At 65.1% G+C, this 16,740-nt stretch carries 18 protein-coding genes; 13 read left to right on the top strand and 5 right to left on the bottom strand.

All coding sequences use genetic code 11. The annotated features are described in order from the left end of the window. Positions 1-11: 11 nt before the first annotated feature. The 6 genes from ABIB99_RS17900 to ABIB99_RS17875 all read left to right on the top strand — a co-directional run bounded on the left by ABIB99_RS17900 (position 12) and on the right by ABIB99_RS17875 (position 5,764). Entirely contained in the window at positions 12-1,214 is a 1,203-nt protein-coding gene (locus tag ABIB99_RS17900) for an ABC transporter substrate-binding protein (RefSeq protein ID WP_063983953.1), read from the top strand. A gap of 152 nt (positions 1,215-1,366) precedes the next feature. Further along, positions 1,367-3,256: an ABC transporter permease gene (locus tag ABIB99_RS17895; protein ID WP_231144589.1), complete on the top strand. Its 1,890-nt coding sequence runs from the start codon at positions 1,367-1,369 to the stop codon at positions 3,254-3,256. Beyond that, complete coding sequence (locus tag ABIB99_RS17890) at positions 3,253-4,038, top strand: ABC transporter ATP-binding protein (protein WP_166352338.1); 786 nt, start codon at positions 3,253-3,255, stop codon at positions 4,036-4,038. Before ABIB99_RS17895 ends, ABIB99_RS17890 begins: the two co-directional genes overlap by 4 nt. Next, positions 4,035-4,739 carry an ABC transporter ATP-binding protein gene (locus ABIB99_RS17885; protein ID WP_247307205.1) on the top strand — a complete coding sequence of 235 codons (705 nt, stop codon included), beginning with the start codon at positions 4,035-4,037 and terminating at the stop codon, positions 4,737-4,739. The genes ABIB99_RS17890 and ABIB99_RS17885 overlap by 4 nt, the downstream gene beginning before the upstream one ends. Before the next feature lie 14 nt (positions 4,740-4,753). After that, the gene (locus ABIB99_RS17880; RefSeq protein ID WP_063983949.1) at positions 4,754-5,209 is read left to right on the top strand and encodes a MarR family winged helix-turn-helix transcriptional regulator; all 456 of its coding nucleotides are present in this window, start codon (positions 4,754-4,756) and stop codon (positions 5,207-5,209) included. Positions 5,210-5,374: 165 nt separating this feature from the next. After that, the gene (locus ABIB99_RS17875) at positions 5,375-5,764 is read left to right on the top strand and encodes a hypothetical protein (RefSeq protein ID WP_502917505.1); all 390 of its coding nucleotides are present in this window, start codon (positions 5,375-5,377) and stop codon (positions 5,762-5,764) included. Between the two features lie 4 nt (positions 5,765-5,768). Here ABIB99_RS17875 and ABIB99_RS17870 read toward each other — a convergent pair whose 3' ends face one another. Beyond that, complete coding sequence (locus tag ABIB99_RS17870; protein WP_354176867.1) at positions 5,769-6,452, bottom strand: hypothetical protein; 684 nt, start codon at positions 6,450-6,452, stop codon at positions 5,769-5,771. A gap of 98 nt (positions 6,453-6,550) precedes the next feature. Then, on the bottom strand, positions 6,551-7,747 hold the full coding sequence (locus tag ABIB99_RS17865; protein ID WP_166352344.1) for an amidohydrolase family protein: 1,197 nt from the start codon (positions 7,745-7,747) through the stop codon (positions 6,551-6,553). A gap of 157 nt (positions 7,748-7,904) precedes the next feature. Between ABIB99_RS17865 and ABIB99_RS17860 the strand changes: the two genes are divergently transcribed. The 3 genes from ABIB99_RS17860 to ABIB99_RS17850 all read left to right on the top strand — a co-directional run bounded on the left by ABIB99_RS17860 (position 7,905) and on the right by ABIB99_RS17850 (position 10,505). Beyond that, a complete protein-coding gene (locus tag ABIB99_RS17860) occupies positions 7,905-8,678 on the top strand; it encodes a ferredoxin--NADP reductase (RefSeq protein WP_354176865.1) in 774 nt (257 codons plus the stop codon). A 106-nt stretch (positions 8,679-8,784) separates the two neighbouring features. Then, positions 8,785-9,108, top strand: a complete 324-nt coding sequence (locus ABIB99_RS17855) for a hypothetical protein (RefSeq protein ID WP_166352348.1) — start codon at positions 8,785-8,787, stop codon at positions 9,106-9,108. Positions 9,109-9,197: 89 nt separating this feature from the next. After that, a complete protein-coding gene (locus ABIB99_RS17850) occupies positions 9,198-10,505 on the top strand; it encodes a cytochrome P450 family protein (protein WP_354176863.1) in 1,308 nt (435 codons plus the stop codon). On the opposite strand, the gene ABIB99_RS17845 is transcribed toward ABIB99_RS17850, so the two are convergent. The 3 genes from ABIB99_RS17845 to ABIB99_RS17835 all read right to left on the bottom strand — a co-directional run bounded on the left by ABIB99_RS17845 (position 10,406) and on the right by ABIB99_RS17835 (position 13,549). Then, entirely contained in the window at positions 10,406-11,656 is a 1,251-nt protein-coding gene (locus ABIB99_RS17845) for a DUF763 domain-containing protein (protein WP_354176862.1), read from the bottom strand. The genes ABIB99_RS17850 and ABIB99_RS17845 overlap by 100 nt on opposite strands. Before the next feature lie 104 nt (positions 11,657-11,760). Further along, a complete protein-coding gene (locus ABIB99_RS17840) occupies positions 11,761-12,561 on the bottom strand; it encodes an ABC transporter substrate-binding protein (RefSeq protein WP_354176860.1) in 801 nt (266 codons plus the stop codon). Positions 12,562-12,571: 10 nt separating this feature from the next. Beyond that, positions 12,572-13,549, bottom strand: coding sequence for a tripartite tricarboxylate transporter substrate binding protein (locus tag ABIB99_RS17835; protein WP_354176859.1), 978 nt, complete (start codon positions 13,547-13,549; stop codon positions 12,572-12,574). Between the two features lie 114 nt (positions 13,550-13,663). Here ABIB99_RS17835 and ABIB99_RS17830 point away from each other — a divergent pair, with 114 nt between their 5' ends. The 4 genes from ABIB99_RS17830 to ABIB99_RS17815 are packed head-to-tail and all read left to right on the top strand — an operon-like array spanning position 13,664 to position 16,734. Continuing rightward, the gene (locus ABIB99_RS17830) at positions 13,664-14,374 is read left to right on the top strand and encodes a TetR/AcrR family transcriptional regulator (RefSeq protein WP_166094647.1); all 711 of its coding nucleotides are present in this window, start codon (positions 13,664-13,666) and stop codon (positions 14,372-14,374) included. 30 nt (positions 14,375-14,404) lie between these two features. Further along, positions 14,405-15,289 carry an amidohydrolase family protein gene (locus ABIB99_RS17825; RefSeq protein WP_354176858.1) on the top strand — a complete coding sequence of 295 codons (885 nt, stop codon included), beginning with the start codon at positions 14,405-14,407 and terminating at the stop codon, positions 15,287-15,289. Between the two features lie 51 nt (positions 15,290-15,340). Continuing rightward, positions 15,341-16,054: a PIG-L deacetylase family protein gene (locus ABIB99_RS17820; RefSeq protein WP_354176856.1), complete on the top strand. Its 714-nt coding sequence runs from the start codon at positions 15,341-15,343 to the stop codon at positions 16,052-16,054. Continuing rightward, positions 16,051-16,734 (top strand): 4-carboxy-4-hydroxy-2-oxoadipate aldolase/oxaloacetate decarboxylase, encoded by a 684-nt coding sequence (locus tag ABIB99_RS17815; RefSeq protein ID WP_354176854.1) that lies wholly within the window; start codon positions 16,051-16,053, stop codon positions 16,732-16,734. Before ABIB99_RS17820 ends, ABIB99_RS17815 begins: the two co-directional genes overlap by 4 nt. The last annotated feature ends 6 nt before the right edge of the window (positions 16,735-16,740 follow it).

Here is a 16,740-nt window from a genome sequence, read left to right as displayed (position 1 = left end):
TGGAGGTTGGGATGCGAGCGAGAAACACTTTTGTGGGCGCGGCCTTCGCGCTGCTGGCGGGCGGCATGGCTCATTCGGCCGTGGCGCAGGAGATCAAGATCGGCGAGATCAACAGCTACTCGCTGTTGCCGGCGTTCACCGAGCCCTATCGCAAGGGCTGGCAGCTCGCAGTCGAACAGGTCAACGCGGCCGGCGGCATCAACGGCAAGAAGCTCGTCGTCGTCTCCAAGGACGACGGCGGCAAGCCGGCCGATGCGCAGACCGCTGCCAACGAGCTCGTCTCCAGCGAGGGTGTTGCGATGCTGACGGGTACGTTCCTGTCGAACATCGGCCTCGCCGTCAGCGACTTCGCCAACCAGAAGAAGGTGTTCTTCCTCGCGGCCGAGCCGCTGACGGATGCCATCACCTGGTCCAAGGGCAACAAGTACACCTTCCGTCTGCGCCCCTCCAACTACATGCAGGCGGCGATGCTGGTGGAAGCAGCCAGCAAGCTGCCGGCCAAGCGCTGGGCGACCATCGCGCCGAACTATGAATACGGCCAGTCCGCGGTCGCGGTGTTCAAGAAGCTGATGTCGGAGAAGCGCCCCGACATCCAGTGGGTCGACGAGCAGTGGCCGCCCCAGGGCAAGATCGACGCGGGTCCGGTGGTGCAGGCGGTTGCCGCGGCCAATCCCGAAGCGATCCTCAACGTCACCTTCGGCGCCGACCTCGTGAAGCTCGTGCGTGAAGGCAACACCCGCGGCCTGTTCAAGGGGCGCGAGGTCGTATCGTTCCTGACTGGCGAGCCCGAATATCTCGATCCGCTCAAGGACGAGACGCCGGAGGGTTGGATCGTGACCGGCTATCCCTGGTACTCGATCAAGACGCCCGAGCATGACGCGTTCCTGAAGGCCTACCAGGCCAAGTACAACGACTATCCGCGCCTGGGCTCGATCGTCGGTTACCAGACCATCAAGGCGGCCGCTGCGATCCTTGCGAAGGCCGGCTCGACCGATCCGGAGAAACTGATCGCCGCGGCGGAGGGGCTGTCGATGCCGTCGCCGTTCGGCGAGATCACCTTCCGCAAGATCGACCACCAGTCGACGCTCGGTGCCTATGTCGGCAAGACCGCGCTGAAGGACGGCAAGGGCGTGATGGTGGATTCTTCTTACAAGAAGGGCTCGGACTATCTGCCGAGCGACGCCGAAGTCGATAAGCTGCGTCCGAAGGACTGATGTGAAGAGGAACCGGGGCCTCGTGGTTCGAGACGCGCGGCGTTGCCGCGCTCCTCACCATGAGGGTCCCGGACCTCATCCTGAGGAGGCGCGTAGCGCCGTCTCGAAGGATGAAGCCCCATACTGAGACTTATTCTTAACCCGGACCGCCGATGGCCTTTTATGTCGTACAGTTTCTGACCGGTCTCGCCAGCGCAGCGTCGCTGTTCCTGGTGGCCTCGGGCCTGTCGATCATCTTCGGCGTGACGCGGATCGTGAATTTCGCGCATGGCGCCTTCTACATGATCGGCGCCTACATCGCCTTCACGCTGACGGAGCGGCTTTCGGGTGCGTTCGGCTTCTGGGGCGGGATCGTCGTCGCCGCGTTTGCCGTGGCCTTGATCGGCGTCATCGTCGAGATGGTGCTGCTGCGCCGCATCTATCACGCGCCCGAGCTGTTCCAGCTGCTTGCGACCTTCGGCCTGACCTTGATGGTCGAGGATCTCGTCGTGCTGATCTGGGGCCCCGACGATCTCGTCGGCCGCCGCGCGCCGGGCTTCAAGGGCGCCATCGATTTCTTCGGCCAGAACATCCCGAGCTACGATTTGTTCCTGATCGTGCTCAGCCCGGTCGTACTCGGCATTCTCTGGCTGCTGTTCCAGCGCACGCGCTGGGGCGTGCTGGTGCGCGCGGCGACGCAGGACCGCGACATGGTCGCAGCGCTTGGCGTCAACCAGAAATGGCTGTTCACATCCGTGTTTGCGGTCGGCGTCTTCCTCGCCGCACTCGGCGGCGCGCTCCAGATCCCGCGCGATGCCGTGCATCACGCCATGGATTTGCGGATCATCGTCGAGGTCTTCGTCGTCGTCGTGATCGGTGGCCTCGGCAGCATCGTCGGCGCCTTCGTTGCGGCGGTGCTGGTCTCCGAGCTCAACGCCTTCGGCATCCTGATCTTCCCGAAGATCTCCATCATCCTGGTCTTCCTGGTGATGGCGGTGGTGCTGATCGTCCGGCCCTGGGGTCTGTTCGGCAAGCCCGAGGCGCCCGCGCGCAAGACACCAGGCCTCACTGTTAATCCCTGGCGGCCGCTGACGTCGAACGAGCGGCTCGCGGCGCTTGCCGCGCTCGTCATCGCGGCGACGTTGCCGCTGTTCGCCGGCAATTATGTTCTCACAGTCGGTTCGGAGATTGCGATCTTCGTGATCTTCGCCGTCAGCCTGCATTTCCTGATGTCGGTCGGTGGGCTCGCGTCCTTCGGGCATGCCGCTTATTTCGGTCTCGGCGCCTACGGCGTCGCCTTCCTCGCCAAGATGGCCGGGCTGCCGATGGTCGTGTGCCTGCTGCTCGGGCCGCTGCTGGGCTGCATGGGCGCTGCCGTGTTCGGTTTCTTCGCGGTGCAGCTTTCCGGCGTCTATTTCGCGATGCTGACGCTTGCGTTTGCGCAGATCGTCTGGTCGATCGCGTTCCAGTGGGTGAGTGTAACGGGCGGCGACAACGGCATACTCGGCGTCTGGCCGTCAAGCTGGGCGGCGAGCCCGGGGCATTTCTATTGGTTGGCGCTCGGCGTTGCGGCACTCGTGACGGTCGCGCTTCGGGCCATGGTATTCTCGCCGTTCGGCTACGCACTCAGGGCCACGCGCGACTCGCCTCTGCGCAGCGAGGCGGTCGGCATCAATGCCAAGCGCATCCAGTGGACGGCGTTCGTGATCGCAGGCACGACCGCCGGCATCGGCGGCGCGCTGTTCGCCTACCTCAAGGGCAGCGTCTTCCCCGACAATCTCGGGATCTCGCTGTCGGTCGACGCGCTCGTCATGGTGCTGCTCGGCGGCGTCGAGACGGTGTCGGGTGCGGTGATCGGCGCCATCGTCTACAAGGCGCTCAACATCTGGCTGGTCAGCCAGACCGACCTGTCAAAGCTCGTGCTCGGCGGCTTCATCGTGCTGATCGTCGTCGTCTTCCCCAAGGGCATCGTCGGCACGCTGGAGATGCTGGCGCAGCGGCGCAGGAAGACATCGCCGCCGGGATCTCCCTTGCTTGCCAAGCCGATCGAGTCCGTCGAATGAGCGTCGCACCCCCACTTCTCGCGGTTGAAGGCCTGTCCAAATCCTATGGCGGCATCCACGCCGTGCGTGGCGTCTCGTTCTCGCTGCGATCAGGCGAAATTCTGGCGTTGATCGGCCCGAACGGCGCGGGCAAGAGCACCTGTTTCGACATGCTCAACGGCCAGAACAAGCCTGATACCGGCCATGTCCGCCTGCTGGGCGAGGAGACCACCGGCAAGAAGCCGCGCGAGATCTGGCGGCTCGGCGTCGGGCGCACTTTCCAGATCACCGCAACCTTCGCGACGATGACCGTGCGCGAGAACGTGCAGGTCGCGCTGATCTCGCATGGGAAGCAGCTGTTCAATCTCTTCGGCTCGGCGCCGAACTTCGACCGTGGCGAGGCCGGGCGGCTGCTCGAGCTCGTGGGCATGGGCGGCTACGCCGATCGACCCTGCGGCGAGCTCGCCTACGGCGACCTCAAGCGGCTCGAGCTTGCGGTGGCGCTTGCCAACGATCCCAAGCTGCTGCTGATGGACGAGCCGACCGCCGGCATGGCGCCGCGTGAGCGCGTCGATCTGATGCGGCTGACGGCGCAGATCGCGCGGGAAAAATCGATCGGCGTGCTCTTCACCGAGCACGACATGGACGTCGTGTTCGAGCATGCCGACCGCATCATCGTGCTCAACCGCGGCACGCTGATCGCCGAAGGCTCGCCGGCCGAGGTGCGCGGCAATCCGCAGGTGCAGGCCGTCTATCTCGGCGAGGGCCTGCTTTACGATGCCGGGCATGGAGCCTCCGCATGAAGCTCACGGTGCAGGACCTCAACAGTCATTACGGCCCGGCCCATATCCTGTTCGACATCGGCTTCGAGGTCGGTGAGGGCGAAGTGGTGGCGCTTCTCGGCCGCAATGGCGCCGGCAAGTCGACGACGTTCCGCTCGATCGTCGGGCTCGTTGCCCAGCGCTCGGGGCGCATCATGTTCGAGGGCAAGGATGTCTCGGCGCGCCCGACGCATGAGATCGTGCGCGACGGGCTTGGTTACGTGCCCGAGGAGCGGCGCATCTTCACTGATTTGACGGTGGAGGAGAATCTCGAGGTCGGCCGGCAGCCGAAGCGTCCGAACGCCCCGCACTGGACCCGCGAAAAGCTGTTCGCGCTGTTTCCAAATTTGGGTGAGATGAAGAACCGACCGGGCGGCCGCATGAGCGGTGGCGAGCAGCAGATGCTCACCATCGCGCGCACGCTGATGGGCAATCCGTCGCTGGTGCTGCTGGACGAGCCCTCGGAAGGCCTGTCGCCGAAGATCGTGGAGCAGATGGTCGATGCCATCCTGACCATGAAGAAGGAAGGCGTCAGCATCGTCGTGTCTGAACAGAATTTGCATTTTGCGCGGCTGATTTCCGACCGCGCCTATATCATCGAGCGCGGCCGCATCTGCTTCGGCGGCACCATGGCCGAGCTCGACGCGCGTCCGGATATCCGCGACGCGCATCTGTCGTTGTGAGGGGCGGGGAGCGGATGGCGAGAAGCGTTGCGGCGAAGAAAAGCGTCAAACCGGCAAAATCGTCTTACGTGCTCGACGAGCAGGTCGGCTTCATCCTGCGTCAGGTCTGGCAGCGCCACAGCTCGATCTTCTCGCGCGACATCGGCACCAATCTGACGCCGACGCAGTGGGCGGCACTGTCGAAGCTGGCCGAGACCGGGCCATGCTCGCAGAACCAGCTCGGGCGGCTGACGGCGATGGATGTCGCGACCATCAAGGGCGTGATCGATCGGCTGACGGCGCGCGGGCTCACCGAGACCAGCCAGGACCCCGAGGACGGGCGGCGGCTGCTGGTCAGCCTGACGCGCGCCGGTCAGCAGCTTGCGGAGAAGGTCGCGCCGAGTGCGCTCGCGATCACCAGGGAAACGCTTGCGCCGCTCGACGCCAGGGAGCGCGAGATGCTGATGGCGCTGTTGAACAAGCTGCGGTGAGGACGGTCTCGTAGGGTGGGCAAAGCGAAGCGTGCCCACCGTTCTTCCTCAAGTCGCAAAGATGGTGGGCACGGCGCTTCGCGCCTTTTGCCCACCCTACGGCAGTTGAACAAGGGGCGGGAACTGGCGACTAACGTCGATGAAGGGTTTATCGAGGTTGTCGTCATGCGAGCAGTCACGCGATTTGCGATGGTTCTGAGTCTTACTGCCGCGTTGGCGAGCAGCTGCACTGCCGCCTTTGCCGTGCAGCCCTATGAGGGCTTCTGGGCGTCGACCAAAAAGGATTGCCGCGATCAGGACAGCGCCGGCCGGATGAGCATCGAAGGCGGCAACCGCCTCTATTGGTACGAGACGCGCTGCCGCGCCGGCGAGATCACCGCAGACGGCAAGCAAAGCTGGAAGATGCGGCTTGCCTGCGAAGGCGAGGGCGAAAAGTTTCGCTCCAATCCCCGAGTCTCCGTTGCGGCGGATGGCCGGCTGGTGATCGAGAATGGCCCGGTCGGCCAGGCCAAGCGCCAGACCTACGTGCGCTGTGAGATCGCAAAGAAGCGCTGATCCCTTACGTCTTCCCCGGCCATTTGGCGCGGTAGCGGATTTCGCTGCCATCGGCGAGCCGCCGCCACGTGCCGAACTCCGGCGTATGCGGCGCCCGGGCCGTCAAGTCGATCGGATAGATCCGGCTCGGCTGGCCCTGGATGTTGACGGCGAGCTGCCGGTGCGAGGTTCTAAAGGCAAGCTCGACTTCGCCTGCGATGACGGGTTGGTCGCCATCACGATAGAAGGCGGAGGGGGTCACTTCACCCGGCATGGTGTTGATGTCGGTCTGCAGCTCGATGGTAATGCCTTGCGGTGACGTCGGCACCGTTGCTTCTGCCGGAAGACGAACCTCGAACACGAGCAGTGGATTGCTGGCGTTCGGATTGAGCCAGGGCGTGGCGGTCATATACGCGTAGACGGCGCAAGTGACACCGGCGGCGAGGCAGAGCAGGACGACGACGCCGAGTGACTTCAGGCTGTTGCGTGCGAGGCCGCCGCTATCGTCGTCCTTGCGTGTCGCCAGCTTGGTGGCGAGCACCAGGCCGATGACTGCGCCGATGGGGGCGACGACGAACAGGGCGACCAGCCCCGTCGTGATCGGGTCTGCACGATTGCCGAAGCCGGTCAGCTCGAGCAGCCCCATCGTGGCGATGAAGCCTGCCGCCGCACCGGCGATGCCGGCGGCAATCCGCAGCGAACTTTTCATGTCTCCCTCGATGGTCCAGCAATGAACTGCCGCCGCCGAGGGCTGCCTGCGTTAGACGCAGCAGGCAGCAGACTTGTTCAACGCCTGCGAGGCTTGCGTCACTTCGCCACCACTTCCGGCACCCGGCCGGCCGGCGGCGTGTTGCGGCTGCGCTGGGTGCGCACGATGCCGTCGATGATGGTCATGCCGATGCCGGGGAGGTCGCCGAGCTGCACGCTCTCCAGGATGGTCTTGCCGGGCGAGTGCTGGGCCTTGTCCATGATGACGAAATCGGCGGAGCGGCCGACCTCGATCAGGCCGCAATCAAGCTGACGCATTCGCGCGGTGTTGCCGGTGGCAAGACAGAAGGCGAGCTCGGCCGGCAAATCACCGAGCGAGGACAGCATCGAGACCATGCGCAGAATGCCGAGCGGCTGCACGCCGGAGCCGGCGGGCGCGTCGGTGCCGAGGATGACGCGGTGCAGGTCGCCCATTTCGCGCGCGATGCGCAGCGTGAACAGGGCCGAGCGCTCATTGCCGTTGTGAACGATCTCGAGGCCGCGCTTGCAGCCCTCGCAGATGCAGCGGATCTGGTCGTCGGGCAGCGCCGTGTGGCCGCCATTGATGTGGCCGACCACGTCGGTGTCGGCCTCCAGCACCACGTCCTTGTCGATCAGGCCGGAGCCTGGGATCGAAGGGCCGCCGGTGTGGATCGTGCTCTGGATGCCGTATTTGCGGGCCCAGCCGACCATCTTGCGCGCCGTCGGGCCGTCCTTGACGCCGCCGAGGCCGACCTCGCCGAGCAGCTTGACGCCGGCGGCGGCCAACTCCTTGAAATCCTCCTCGACCATCTCGCATTCGATCACCGGTGCGCCGGCGTGAACCTTCACGCCGCCCGGGCGCAGATTCCAGAATGCGCGCTGTGCGAAGATCGCCATCGCCTTCAGCCCGACGACGTCGCGCGGGCGGCCGGGCATGTGTACCTCGCCGGCCGAGATCATGGTGGTGACGCCGCCATGCAAATTGCTGTCGATCCAGCCGATCTGGTTCTGGCGCGGCGTCCAGTCGCCCGCCACAGGGTGGACATGGCTGTCGATCAGGCCGGGCGCGACCGTGGTGCCGTTGGCCTCGACGATGGTGGTCGCGCCTTCGGTGTTGAGGTCCTTGAAGCGGCCGATCGCAGTGATCTTGCCGTTCTCGGCGACGATGGTGTCGCCGTCCAGGATCGGCTTTTCCAGGGCGCCGGACAGGATCAGGCCGATATTCCGGATCACGAGCTTCGAGGGTCCGGTGGCCTGGGGGGCGTCATGCGCCATGGAAGGGGCTCCTTGTTCCTAACTGCAACGCTCGCGATCTTGGGCAGCCTTGACCCCGGGAGCAAGCAGGATTATTCATTAGTACACGAATGATCGTGTACAAACGACGCATAGCTGCCCGCCTCGGAACCGCATTGGAAGCGACAGGGAAGGTGAGATGAGCAATTTCAATCAGGAAAGCGTTTTGAGCGTCCACCACTGGACGGACACGCTGTTCTCTTTCAAGACCACCCGCAGCCCGACCTTCCGTTTCCGCAACGGCGAATTCACCATGATCGGGCTCAAGGTCGGCGAGAAGCCGCTGCTGCGGGCCTACAGCGTCGCCAGCGCCAATTACGAGGACACGCTGGAGTTCTTCTCGATCAAGGTGCCGGACGGTCCGCTGACCTCGCGCCTCCAGCATCTGAAGGAAGGCGACGAGATCATCGTCAGCCGCAAGGCCACCGGCACGCTGGTGATCGACAATCTCGAAGAGGGCCGCAACCTCTACCTCATCGGCACCGGCACGGGCCTCGCGCCGTTCCTGAGCGTGATCAAGGACCCCGAGACCTATGAGCGGTTCGAGAAGGTCGTGCTGCTGCACGGCTGCCGGCATGTGAAGGAGCTTGCCTATGGCGAGATGATCACCGAGACGCTGCCGAAGGACGAACTGATCGGCGAGTACATCCGCGATCAGCTGATCTATTATCCGACCGTGACCCGCGATCCCTTCCGCAACCGCGGCCGCATCACCGACCTCATCACGTCCGGCAAGCTGTTCTCCGATATCGGCCTGCCGCCGCTGGAAGCCGCCCATGACCGGGTCATGATCTGCGGCAGCCCGGCATTGGTCGCTGACACCCGCGTACTCCTGGGCGAGCGTGGCCTCATTGAGGGCAATCACGGCGAGCCGGCCCAATTCGTGGTCGAAAAGGCCTTTGCCGAGCGCTGATCGCGGATTTTTCGCGCAATAAGACCGTATTTCCGCCGTTCGGCGGGCGTTGCGGCGCCGATTCCGTGCGCGATACACTGTGGGAGCGAATCAGCGGAGTTCCCACATGGTTGCGGACAGCGACAGCAACATCGCCTGGCACCGGGTCCAGTTGAAGAAGAACCGCGCCGAGTTGAAGGCGCTGGAGACCGCGCGCTTCACGATGGGCGAGATCGCGTCTTCGAAGCGGAATGGGGAGACCCAGAAGACGATTGCGGAACTCAAGCGCAAGATCTCGCTATCCGAGCGCGTCATCGCCGATCACGACAAGCGCACGCGCCGCCCCCTCGGCACCGATCTGCAAAGCCTCGCCAACGGTAGCTGGAGCCATTGGGACGCCTACACCAATCAGCAGCGCAAGACCGGCCAACGCTCGCCGGGGCGCGGATAGGCTCGCTTCTTCTCGCGCGGTTCCGGCCCTTGCGCGGCGCCTCGTACACACCATCTGGTTGAGGCGCCACCAACCAATACGGTGATCCCATGACACCGCGCCTCGATTTCACCAGCGAGGCCTTCTTCCGCGATCCGCCCAAGGCGATCGCGGCGCTGCGCGCGTCCGGCCCCGTGATCGCGACGCGATTTCCTCTGGTCGGCGATGTCTGGGTCACCACGACCCATGACGCCACGGCGCAGGTCCTGAAGGACGGCACCACCTTCACGCTGCGCAAGGGGGACGGCAAAGTCGCCGGCCTGCGCTGGTGGATGCCAAAACTCGTCACCACCATCGCCAACAACATGCTGACGATGGACGAGCCTGATCACACGAGGCTGCGCAGCATCGTGGACGAGGCTTTTCGCCGCCGCGCGATCGTGGCGATGGAGCCACGCATTCGCGCCATCGCCGATGGCTTGGCGAACGACCTGTTTGCCGATGGCAGCCCCGCCGACCTCGTCCAGCGTTACGCCCGCATCCTGCCGGTGTCGGTGATCTGCGAATTGCTGGGCCTGCCTGCGGCCGATCGCCCACGATTCATCGCCTGGGCCAACAAGATGTCGTCGCTGACGAATGTCGTCAGCTTCTTCCGCCTGCTGCTCGCGTTTCGCAAGATGCGCGCCTATCTCGAACAGCAGTTGCAGGTCGCGCGCGTGCAGGGCGGCGAGGGCCTGATTGCCGAGCTGGTTCAGGTCGAGCGTGAGGGCGGCCTGATCACGCCGGACGAAATGGTGTCGATGGTGTTCCTGCTGCTCGCGGCAGGATCGGAGACCACGACGCATCTGATCAGCGGCTCGGTCTACGAGCTCCTCAGAAATCCGGGCTTGCGCGATTGGCTGGAGCAAGACCGGAGCCGCGTCGGGCTCGCTGTCGAGGAGTTTTTGCGCTTCGTGTCACCGGTGCAGTTTTCCAAGCCGCGCTATGTGCGGCGGGATATCGAGCTTGCGGGCGTGCCGCTGAAACAGGGCGATCGCGTCATGGTCATGCTCGCCGCGGCGAACATGGATCCGGCGGTGCATGACCAGCCCGAGCGGCCCGACCTCACGCGCAAGCCGAACCGCCACATCTCGTTCGGAACGGGAATTCACTTCTGTCTCGGCCATCAGCTCGCACGGATCGAGGCGGCCTGTGCGCTGGAGGCGCTGTTTGCGCGATGGCCGAAGCTCGGTCTCGCCGTCGATCCCGCGCAGATTCACTGGCGCAAGCGGCCGGGCATGCGTGCCATCGCGGAGTTGCCGGTCGTCGCGGTGGACAGTCAGCCCGTCGATTTCCGTGACGCCACGACATCGCGCTCCCAGCCGAACACGGAGCGGCCGTCGAGATCGGGCGAAGCTTCACGCTCTCCGGCGATGTAGGCCTCGACCGACGGACCGCCGGCAGTCCGCTCCAGCCGCCGCGCCTGGTCGTCGAGGCGCCTGATCGCCTGCATCTCCTCCTCGCGTCCGAGCTTGGCGTTCTGGATCGCGCCCTTCAGTACGCGGATGGTCTCGTCATAGACCTTGATCGGGACGGGGTAGGGATGCCGGTCCTTGCCGCCATGGGCGAGCGAGAAGCGCGCGGGATCGTTGAAGCGATAGGGCGCGCCATGCACGACCTCGGCGACCATCGCCAGCGAGCGCACGGTGCGCGCGCCGACGCCGGGCGTCAGCAGCAATTCCGGAAAATCGACCGGGCCGCGTTCGGCCGCGGCGGCCAGCGTGCCGTGCAGGCGGCGCGCGAACACGTCCTTGGGCCTGACATCATGATGCGCGGGCATGATCAGATGCGGCAGCATCGCCTGCGCCGGCGCGGGCGCCGTCCCAACGAGGCGTTCGAATTCTGTGAGGATGCGATCGGGGCCGAGACCGCTCAACAGTTCGAGCTGCGCGGCGCGCGAGACATCGGCGCGGTGATCGGTGAGATTAACGATCTCGCCCTGCTGCGGTCCGTCGATCGCGCTATGCGGCGTGTCGACAAAACTCTTCAAGGCCTCGGAATGCCAGTGATAGCGGCGGGCCTGCCGCTTGTCGCCGTTCATGCCTTGCTGCACCACAGTCCATTTGGCGTCTGCAGTGACGAAGAAGCCATGCAAGTACAGATCAAAACCGTCCTGGACCGCGGCGCTGTCGACCTTGGCGACCAGGCGACTGGCCCGCGTGAGGCTCGCACCGTCGAAGCCGACGCGATCGCCGAGCTGCAACAGCTCGTCAGGCGTCTTGCGCGAATGCTGGCCGCGGCCGCCGCAGACATAGATGCCGAGCTCGTCCTGGAGCGGGCCTAGCCCGCGCTTCAGGGCGCCGATCACGGAGGTCGTGATGCCCGAGGAATGCCAGTCCATCCCCATCACGGCGCCGAATGACTGGAACCAGAACGGATGCGACAGCCGCTGGAGGAAGGCGTCGCGTCCATAATGATGCACGATCGCCTGTGTGACGATCGCGCCCAGTGACGACATGCGGCTCGCAAGCCATGGCGGAACCCGCCCGGTGTGGAGAGGAAGATCGGCGCCGCCGGTACGTCGAGTCATGATCGACGCAAATTAGCGCAGTTCGGCGACGGTTGCATCGAGGGAATACTGTATTGGGCCGGGCGGGAGGACACGTCACCCAAGTCGGCACCCAAGTCCGCGAGCTACTCGCGCGCCGCCTTGGTTGCGCCGCGCAGGCCCGCTTGCTGCTGGATCGTGTCCAGCGCGCCGGACGACTGCTCGTCCGTCACGAAGCGGTTGAGCAGGGGAAGGGCATCCTCACGCCCCTTGGGGATCGCAATGGCCATATGCTCGGCGCCCCAATTGCCGTCGAGGATTCTCGCGCCCGGCATCTGGTCGGACATCTCGAACAGCGTCGGCTTGTTAGTGGCGTAGAGGTCGATTTCGCCGCGGCCGAACATGGCGATGGCGACCTTGACGCTTTCGGCGGGAACGATGGTCGCGCTCCTGAACTTCGCCGGCAATGTCCGTTCTGAGGTCGAGCCTTTGGTGACGCCGATCTTCACACCCGGTCTGTCGATGTCCTCGATCCTGCCGATCGGCGAGTTCGCCGGGACGAGATAGCCGAGCTCGATCGCCAGCACGGGCTGGCTGAAGCTGACCTCGTCGGCGCGGGCCGGCGTGGCGTTGGTCACGGTGAAGTCGACCTGGCCGTCGTGGATCGCGGTGACGATGTCGGCGACGCGCTGAAACCTGACATAGTCGATGCCAACGCCGAGCCGTTTCGCCAGCTCGGCGCCGAGATCGTGGGCGAGGCCATGCGGCTTGCCGGCCGCATCCGTCACCATCGAGGTCGGGCTGCCCGGATAGATGCCGACACGCAACGTGCCGCTCGGCGCCAGCAGCCTGGCTTCGCCATCGGCGCGCGCGGGCGCGCCGAGCAGGCCGGTCATTGCAAATGCGAGCAGGGCGGTGCGCGCAAATCGCCGGGAAGAGGTCCTCATGTGAAGAGCCTCACTGCGCGCGGATGTCGGCAGCCTTCAGCACCGGCTCCCACTTGGTCGCCTCGGCGTGCATGTAGGCGTCAAAGTCCTTGGCGGACGAGCCGACCGGAGCCGCGCCGATCTTGCCCAGCGTCGACAGCACGTTCGCATCCTGCAGCGCCGCCTTCAGATCGGTTTCGAGTTTCGCCACGATCTCCGGCGGCATCTTGGCCGGGCCGAGAACGCCCCACCAGACCGAGACGTCGTAGCCGGGGACGCCGGACTCGGCGACGGTCGGGACATTCGGCAGCGCCTTGGAGTGTTCGGCCGAGGTCACCGCGAGCGCGCGCACCGGGCCGCCTTCGAGCTGGCCGATCGCTTCGGCGAGCGGATTGATGCTGAGCGGGATATCGCCGGCGATCACCGCGGTCAGCGCCGGGGCGCCACCCTTGTAGGGGATCGCGACGATCTTGGTGCCGGACATGTGCTTCAACAGCTCGCCGGCGAGATGCGCGGAAGTGCCGTTGCCGGACATGCCATACGAAAGCTTGTCCGGGTCCTTCTTTGCGGCGGCGAGGAGATCGCCGAGCGTCCTGTAGGGGCTGTCCTTGGCGACGACGATCGCGAGCGGCGAGGAGGCGACTTCGGTGATCGCGGTAAAATCCTTGAACGTGTCATAGGGCACGCTCGGATAGATGAACTGGTTGAGCGGATGTCCGCTCGCGACCAGGATCAGCGTGTAGCCGTCGGGGGCGGCCTGCGTCAGCGCCTGCGAAGCGACGATGCCGCCGGCGCCGGGACGGTTGTCGATCACCGGCTGCTGGCCCCAGGTCTTCGCCAGCGCCTGGCCGAGCGTACGCGCAAGCACGTCGACGGCGCCGCCTGCCGCGTAGGGCACAAGGATATGGACCGGCTTGCTCGGGTAATTGTCGGCGGCCTGCGCGGCGCCGCCGAGCAGCAGGCCGGCACCCAGCATCAAACCGCCGATTGTCTTGTTCAAACCCAGCATTTTCCAGCACTCCTTGCGGGCTTTCGCATCCTGCCTCGGTGTTCCGAGCCGTCCGGACGCCGCCCATGGTTCTTGTTGACGAGACCTGATCTTTTGTACGATAGTACAAATCACATGGTACGCAAGCCCACCAGCAAGGAAACGGCCCGCAAGCCGAACATGCGCGAGGCGATCCTCGCCGCGGCCGAGGAGCTGTTCGCCACCAACGGCTTCAATGCCGTCTCGGTGCGCGACATCGCGCAGGCCGCCGGCGCCAATCCCGGCAGCGTCACCTATCATTTCAAGACCAAGGACGGCCTGCTGCTGGAGATCTACCAGCGCCATTGCGGGCCGATGAATTTGCGCCGTTCCGAGCTGCTCGCCGCAGCCAAGCGCGTGCGCGACCTCCAGGACCGGCTGGAGGCGATCGTGCGCGCCTATGTGGTGCCGGCCTTCACCTCGGGCAGCGATCTCGCCGGGGGCGGGGCGCGCTTCACGCGGCTGCGCGCCGTGATGTCCGCCGAAGGCAACGAGGTCGTGCGAAAAATCATCGCGCAGACCTTTGACGACACCAGCCATGCCTTCATCGACGCAGTCCACGAGAGCCTGCCGCATATTCCGCGCACCGACATCGTCTGGCGCAGCCACTTCCTGCTCGGCGCACTCTATTACTCGCTGGTGACGCCGGATCGCGTCTCGCGCCTGTCGCGCGGCGAGGCCGACGGCAGCGATGCCGCCAGCGCCATCGAGCAGTTGGTGCAGGCCACCGTCGCCGCCTTCCAGGCGCCGGCGCTCGATCAGGCCGCGCCGGTACGGCGGCGGCCGGTCGTCAGCAGCAAGACTTGAAAGAAGCGATCTCGCTCGGCGGTTCACCTGATGACAACGATTTACACGCCGACCATTCCGCCGCCAGATCCGAACACGCGCACGCCGAAGTTCAAGCTGCCAAAGCTGTCCTGCGACGCGCATTGCCACATCTTCGGGCCCGGCGCGAAATACCCTTACGCGCCTGACCGTTCCTACACGCCGCCGGATGCGCCGCTCGAGGACTTTCGTGCGCTGCATGCCAAGCTCGGCGTCGAGCGGGCCGTCATCGTCAATGCCAGCGTGCACGGCACCGACAACACGGTCGCGCTCGATGCGATCGCGCAGAGCAATGGCGCCTATCGCGCGGTCGCCAATATCGACGACAGTATCACCGAGCGTGGCCTCCAGGTGCTGCACGAGGGCGGCTTCCGCGGCTGCCGCTTCAATTTCGTGCGCCATCTCGGCGGCGTCCCAGACAAGGGCGTATTCAACCGCGTCATCGCGATGGTCGCGCCGCTCGGCTGGCACATCGATCTGCATTTCGATGCGATCGATCTGCCCGAATATGCCGACATGCTGGCCAAGCTGCCGCTGAGCTACACCATCGACCATATGGGACGGGTGAAGGCGTCCGAGGGGCTCGACCAGCTTCCGTTCAGAATCCTGATCGAGCTGATGCAGCGCGACGAGAAATGCTGGGTCAAGATCTGCGGCTCGGAGCGGGTGTCCTCAGCCGGTCCGCCCTTTACCGACGCCGTGCCGTTCGCGCGAAAGATCGTCGAGACCGCGCCCGACCGTGTCATCTGGGGCACCGACTGGCCGCATCCCAACGTCAAGGTGATGCCGAATGACGGCGACCTAGTCGACCTGATCCCGCTGTTCGCGCCGGAGCCGGAATTCCAGCAGAAGATCCTGGTCGACAATCCCGCGCGTCTGTTTGGGTTCGACACATGACGGTGCTCGCGATCGATACATTGCTTATCAAGGAAAGAGGGGAGTAGTCCCATGAAAACAGGTCTCGTGATCACCGCCCATCCCGGCGATTTTGTCTGGCGCGCCGGCGGCGCCATCGCGCTGCATGCGAAGAAGGGTTATCGCATGAAGATCGTCTGCATGTCCTTCGGCGAGCGCGGCGAGAGCCAGTTCGCCTGGAAGGAAAAAGGCGCGACGCTGGAATCGGTCAAGGCCGGCCGCAAGGACGAGGCGGAGCGGGCGGCGAAGCTACTCGGCGCCAAGATCGAGTTCTTCGACTGCGGCGACTATCCGCTGAAGCTGACGGAAGCGCATTTCGATCGCATGGTCGACATCTACCGCGAGCTCAATCCGAGCTTCGTGCTGACGCACGCGCTGGAAGACCCCTACAATTTCGACCATCCGAATGCAGCGCATTTCGCGCAGGAGACCCGCGTGGTCGCGCAGGCGATGGGCCACAAGCCCGGCGCGCAGTACAAATATTCGGCGCCCCCGGTGTTCCTGTTCGAGCCGCACCAGCCCGAGCAGTGCAACTACAAGCCGGATCTGCTCCTCAAGATCGACGAGGTCTGGAAGGAGAAGTACGAGGCGTTCCAGATCCTCGCTGCGCAAAAGCATCTCTGGGGCTATTACGAGCGCGTCGCGCTCAACCGTGGCATCCAGGGCAGCCGCAACACCGGCGTGCCCATGACGTATGGCGAGGCCTATCAGCGCCTGTTCCCGACGGTTGCGGAGGAGCTGGCATGAAGCCCGTCGTCGTTCGCAATATCAAGCGTGCCGATCCCGCCGGGATGGCAGAGTACGGCGTCTCGACGGTGCACGAGGCTTACGGCCGTATCGGCCTGATGAAGCCGTACTTGCGGCCCGTGTGGCCGGGCGCAGCGATTGCTGGTCCGGCGGTGACCGTGCTCGCGCAGCCGGGCGACAACTGGATGATCCATGTCGCTGTCGAGCAGTGCAGGAAGGGCGACATCCTCGTCGTCGGCTGCACCACTGACAATACCGACGGCATGTTCGGCGAGCTGCTCGCGACGTCGCTGCAGGCGCGCGGCGTGCAGGGGCTGATCATCGACGCCGGCTGCCGCGACGTCAAAGCGCTGCACGAGATGAAGTTTCCAGTGTGGTCGCGCGCCGTCTCGGCCAAGGGCACGGTCAAGGCGACGCTCGGCTCGGTCAACATTCCCGTGGTCTGTGCCGGGGTCAACGTCGATCCCGGCGACATCATCGTGGCCGATGACGACGGCGTGGTGGTGGTGCCGAAACGCTATGCCGCTGAAGTCGCCGAGAAAGCGAAGAAGCGCAATGCGGACGAGGGCGGAAAGCGCAAGCGGCTGGCTTCGGGTGAACTCGGCCTCGACATGTACAACATGCGCGAGGCGCTGGCGAAGGCCGGGCTCGTCTATGTCGACAATCCCGAGGACGTCTAAGGCAAT

The sequence above is a fragment of the Bradyrhizobium sp. LA6.1 genome (genome assembly GCF_040547805.1).
Taxonomy (GTDB): Bacteria; Pseudomonadota; Alphaproteobacteria; order Rhizobiales; family Xanthobacteraceae; genus Bradyrhizobium; species Bradyrhizobium barranii.
The sequence above is the reverse complement of the archived record's forward strand: the minus strand, read 5'-3'. Positions and strand labels throughout refer to the sequence as shown.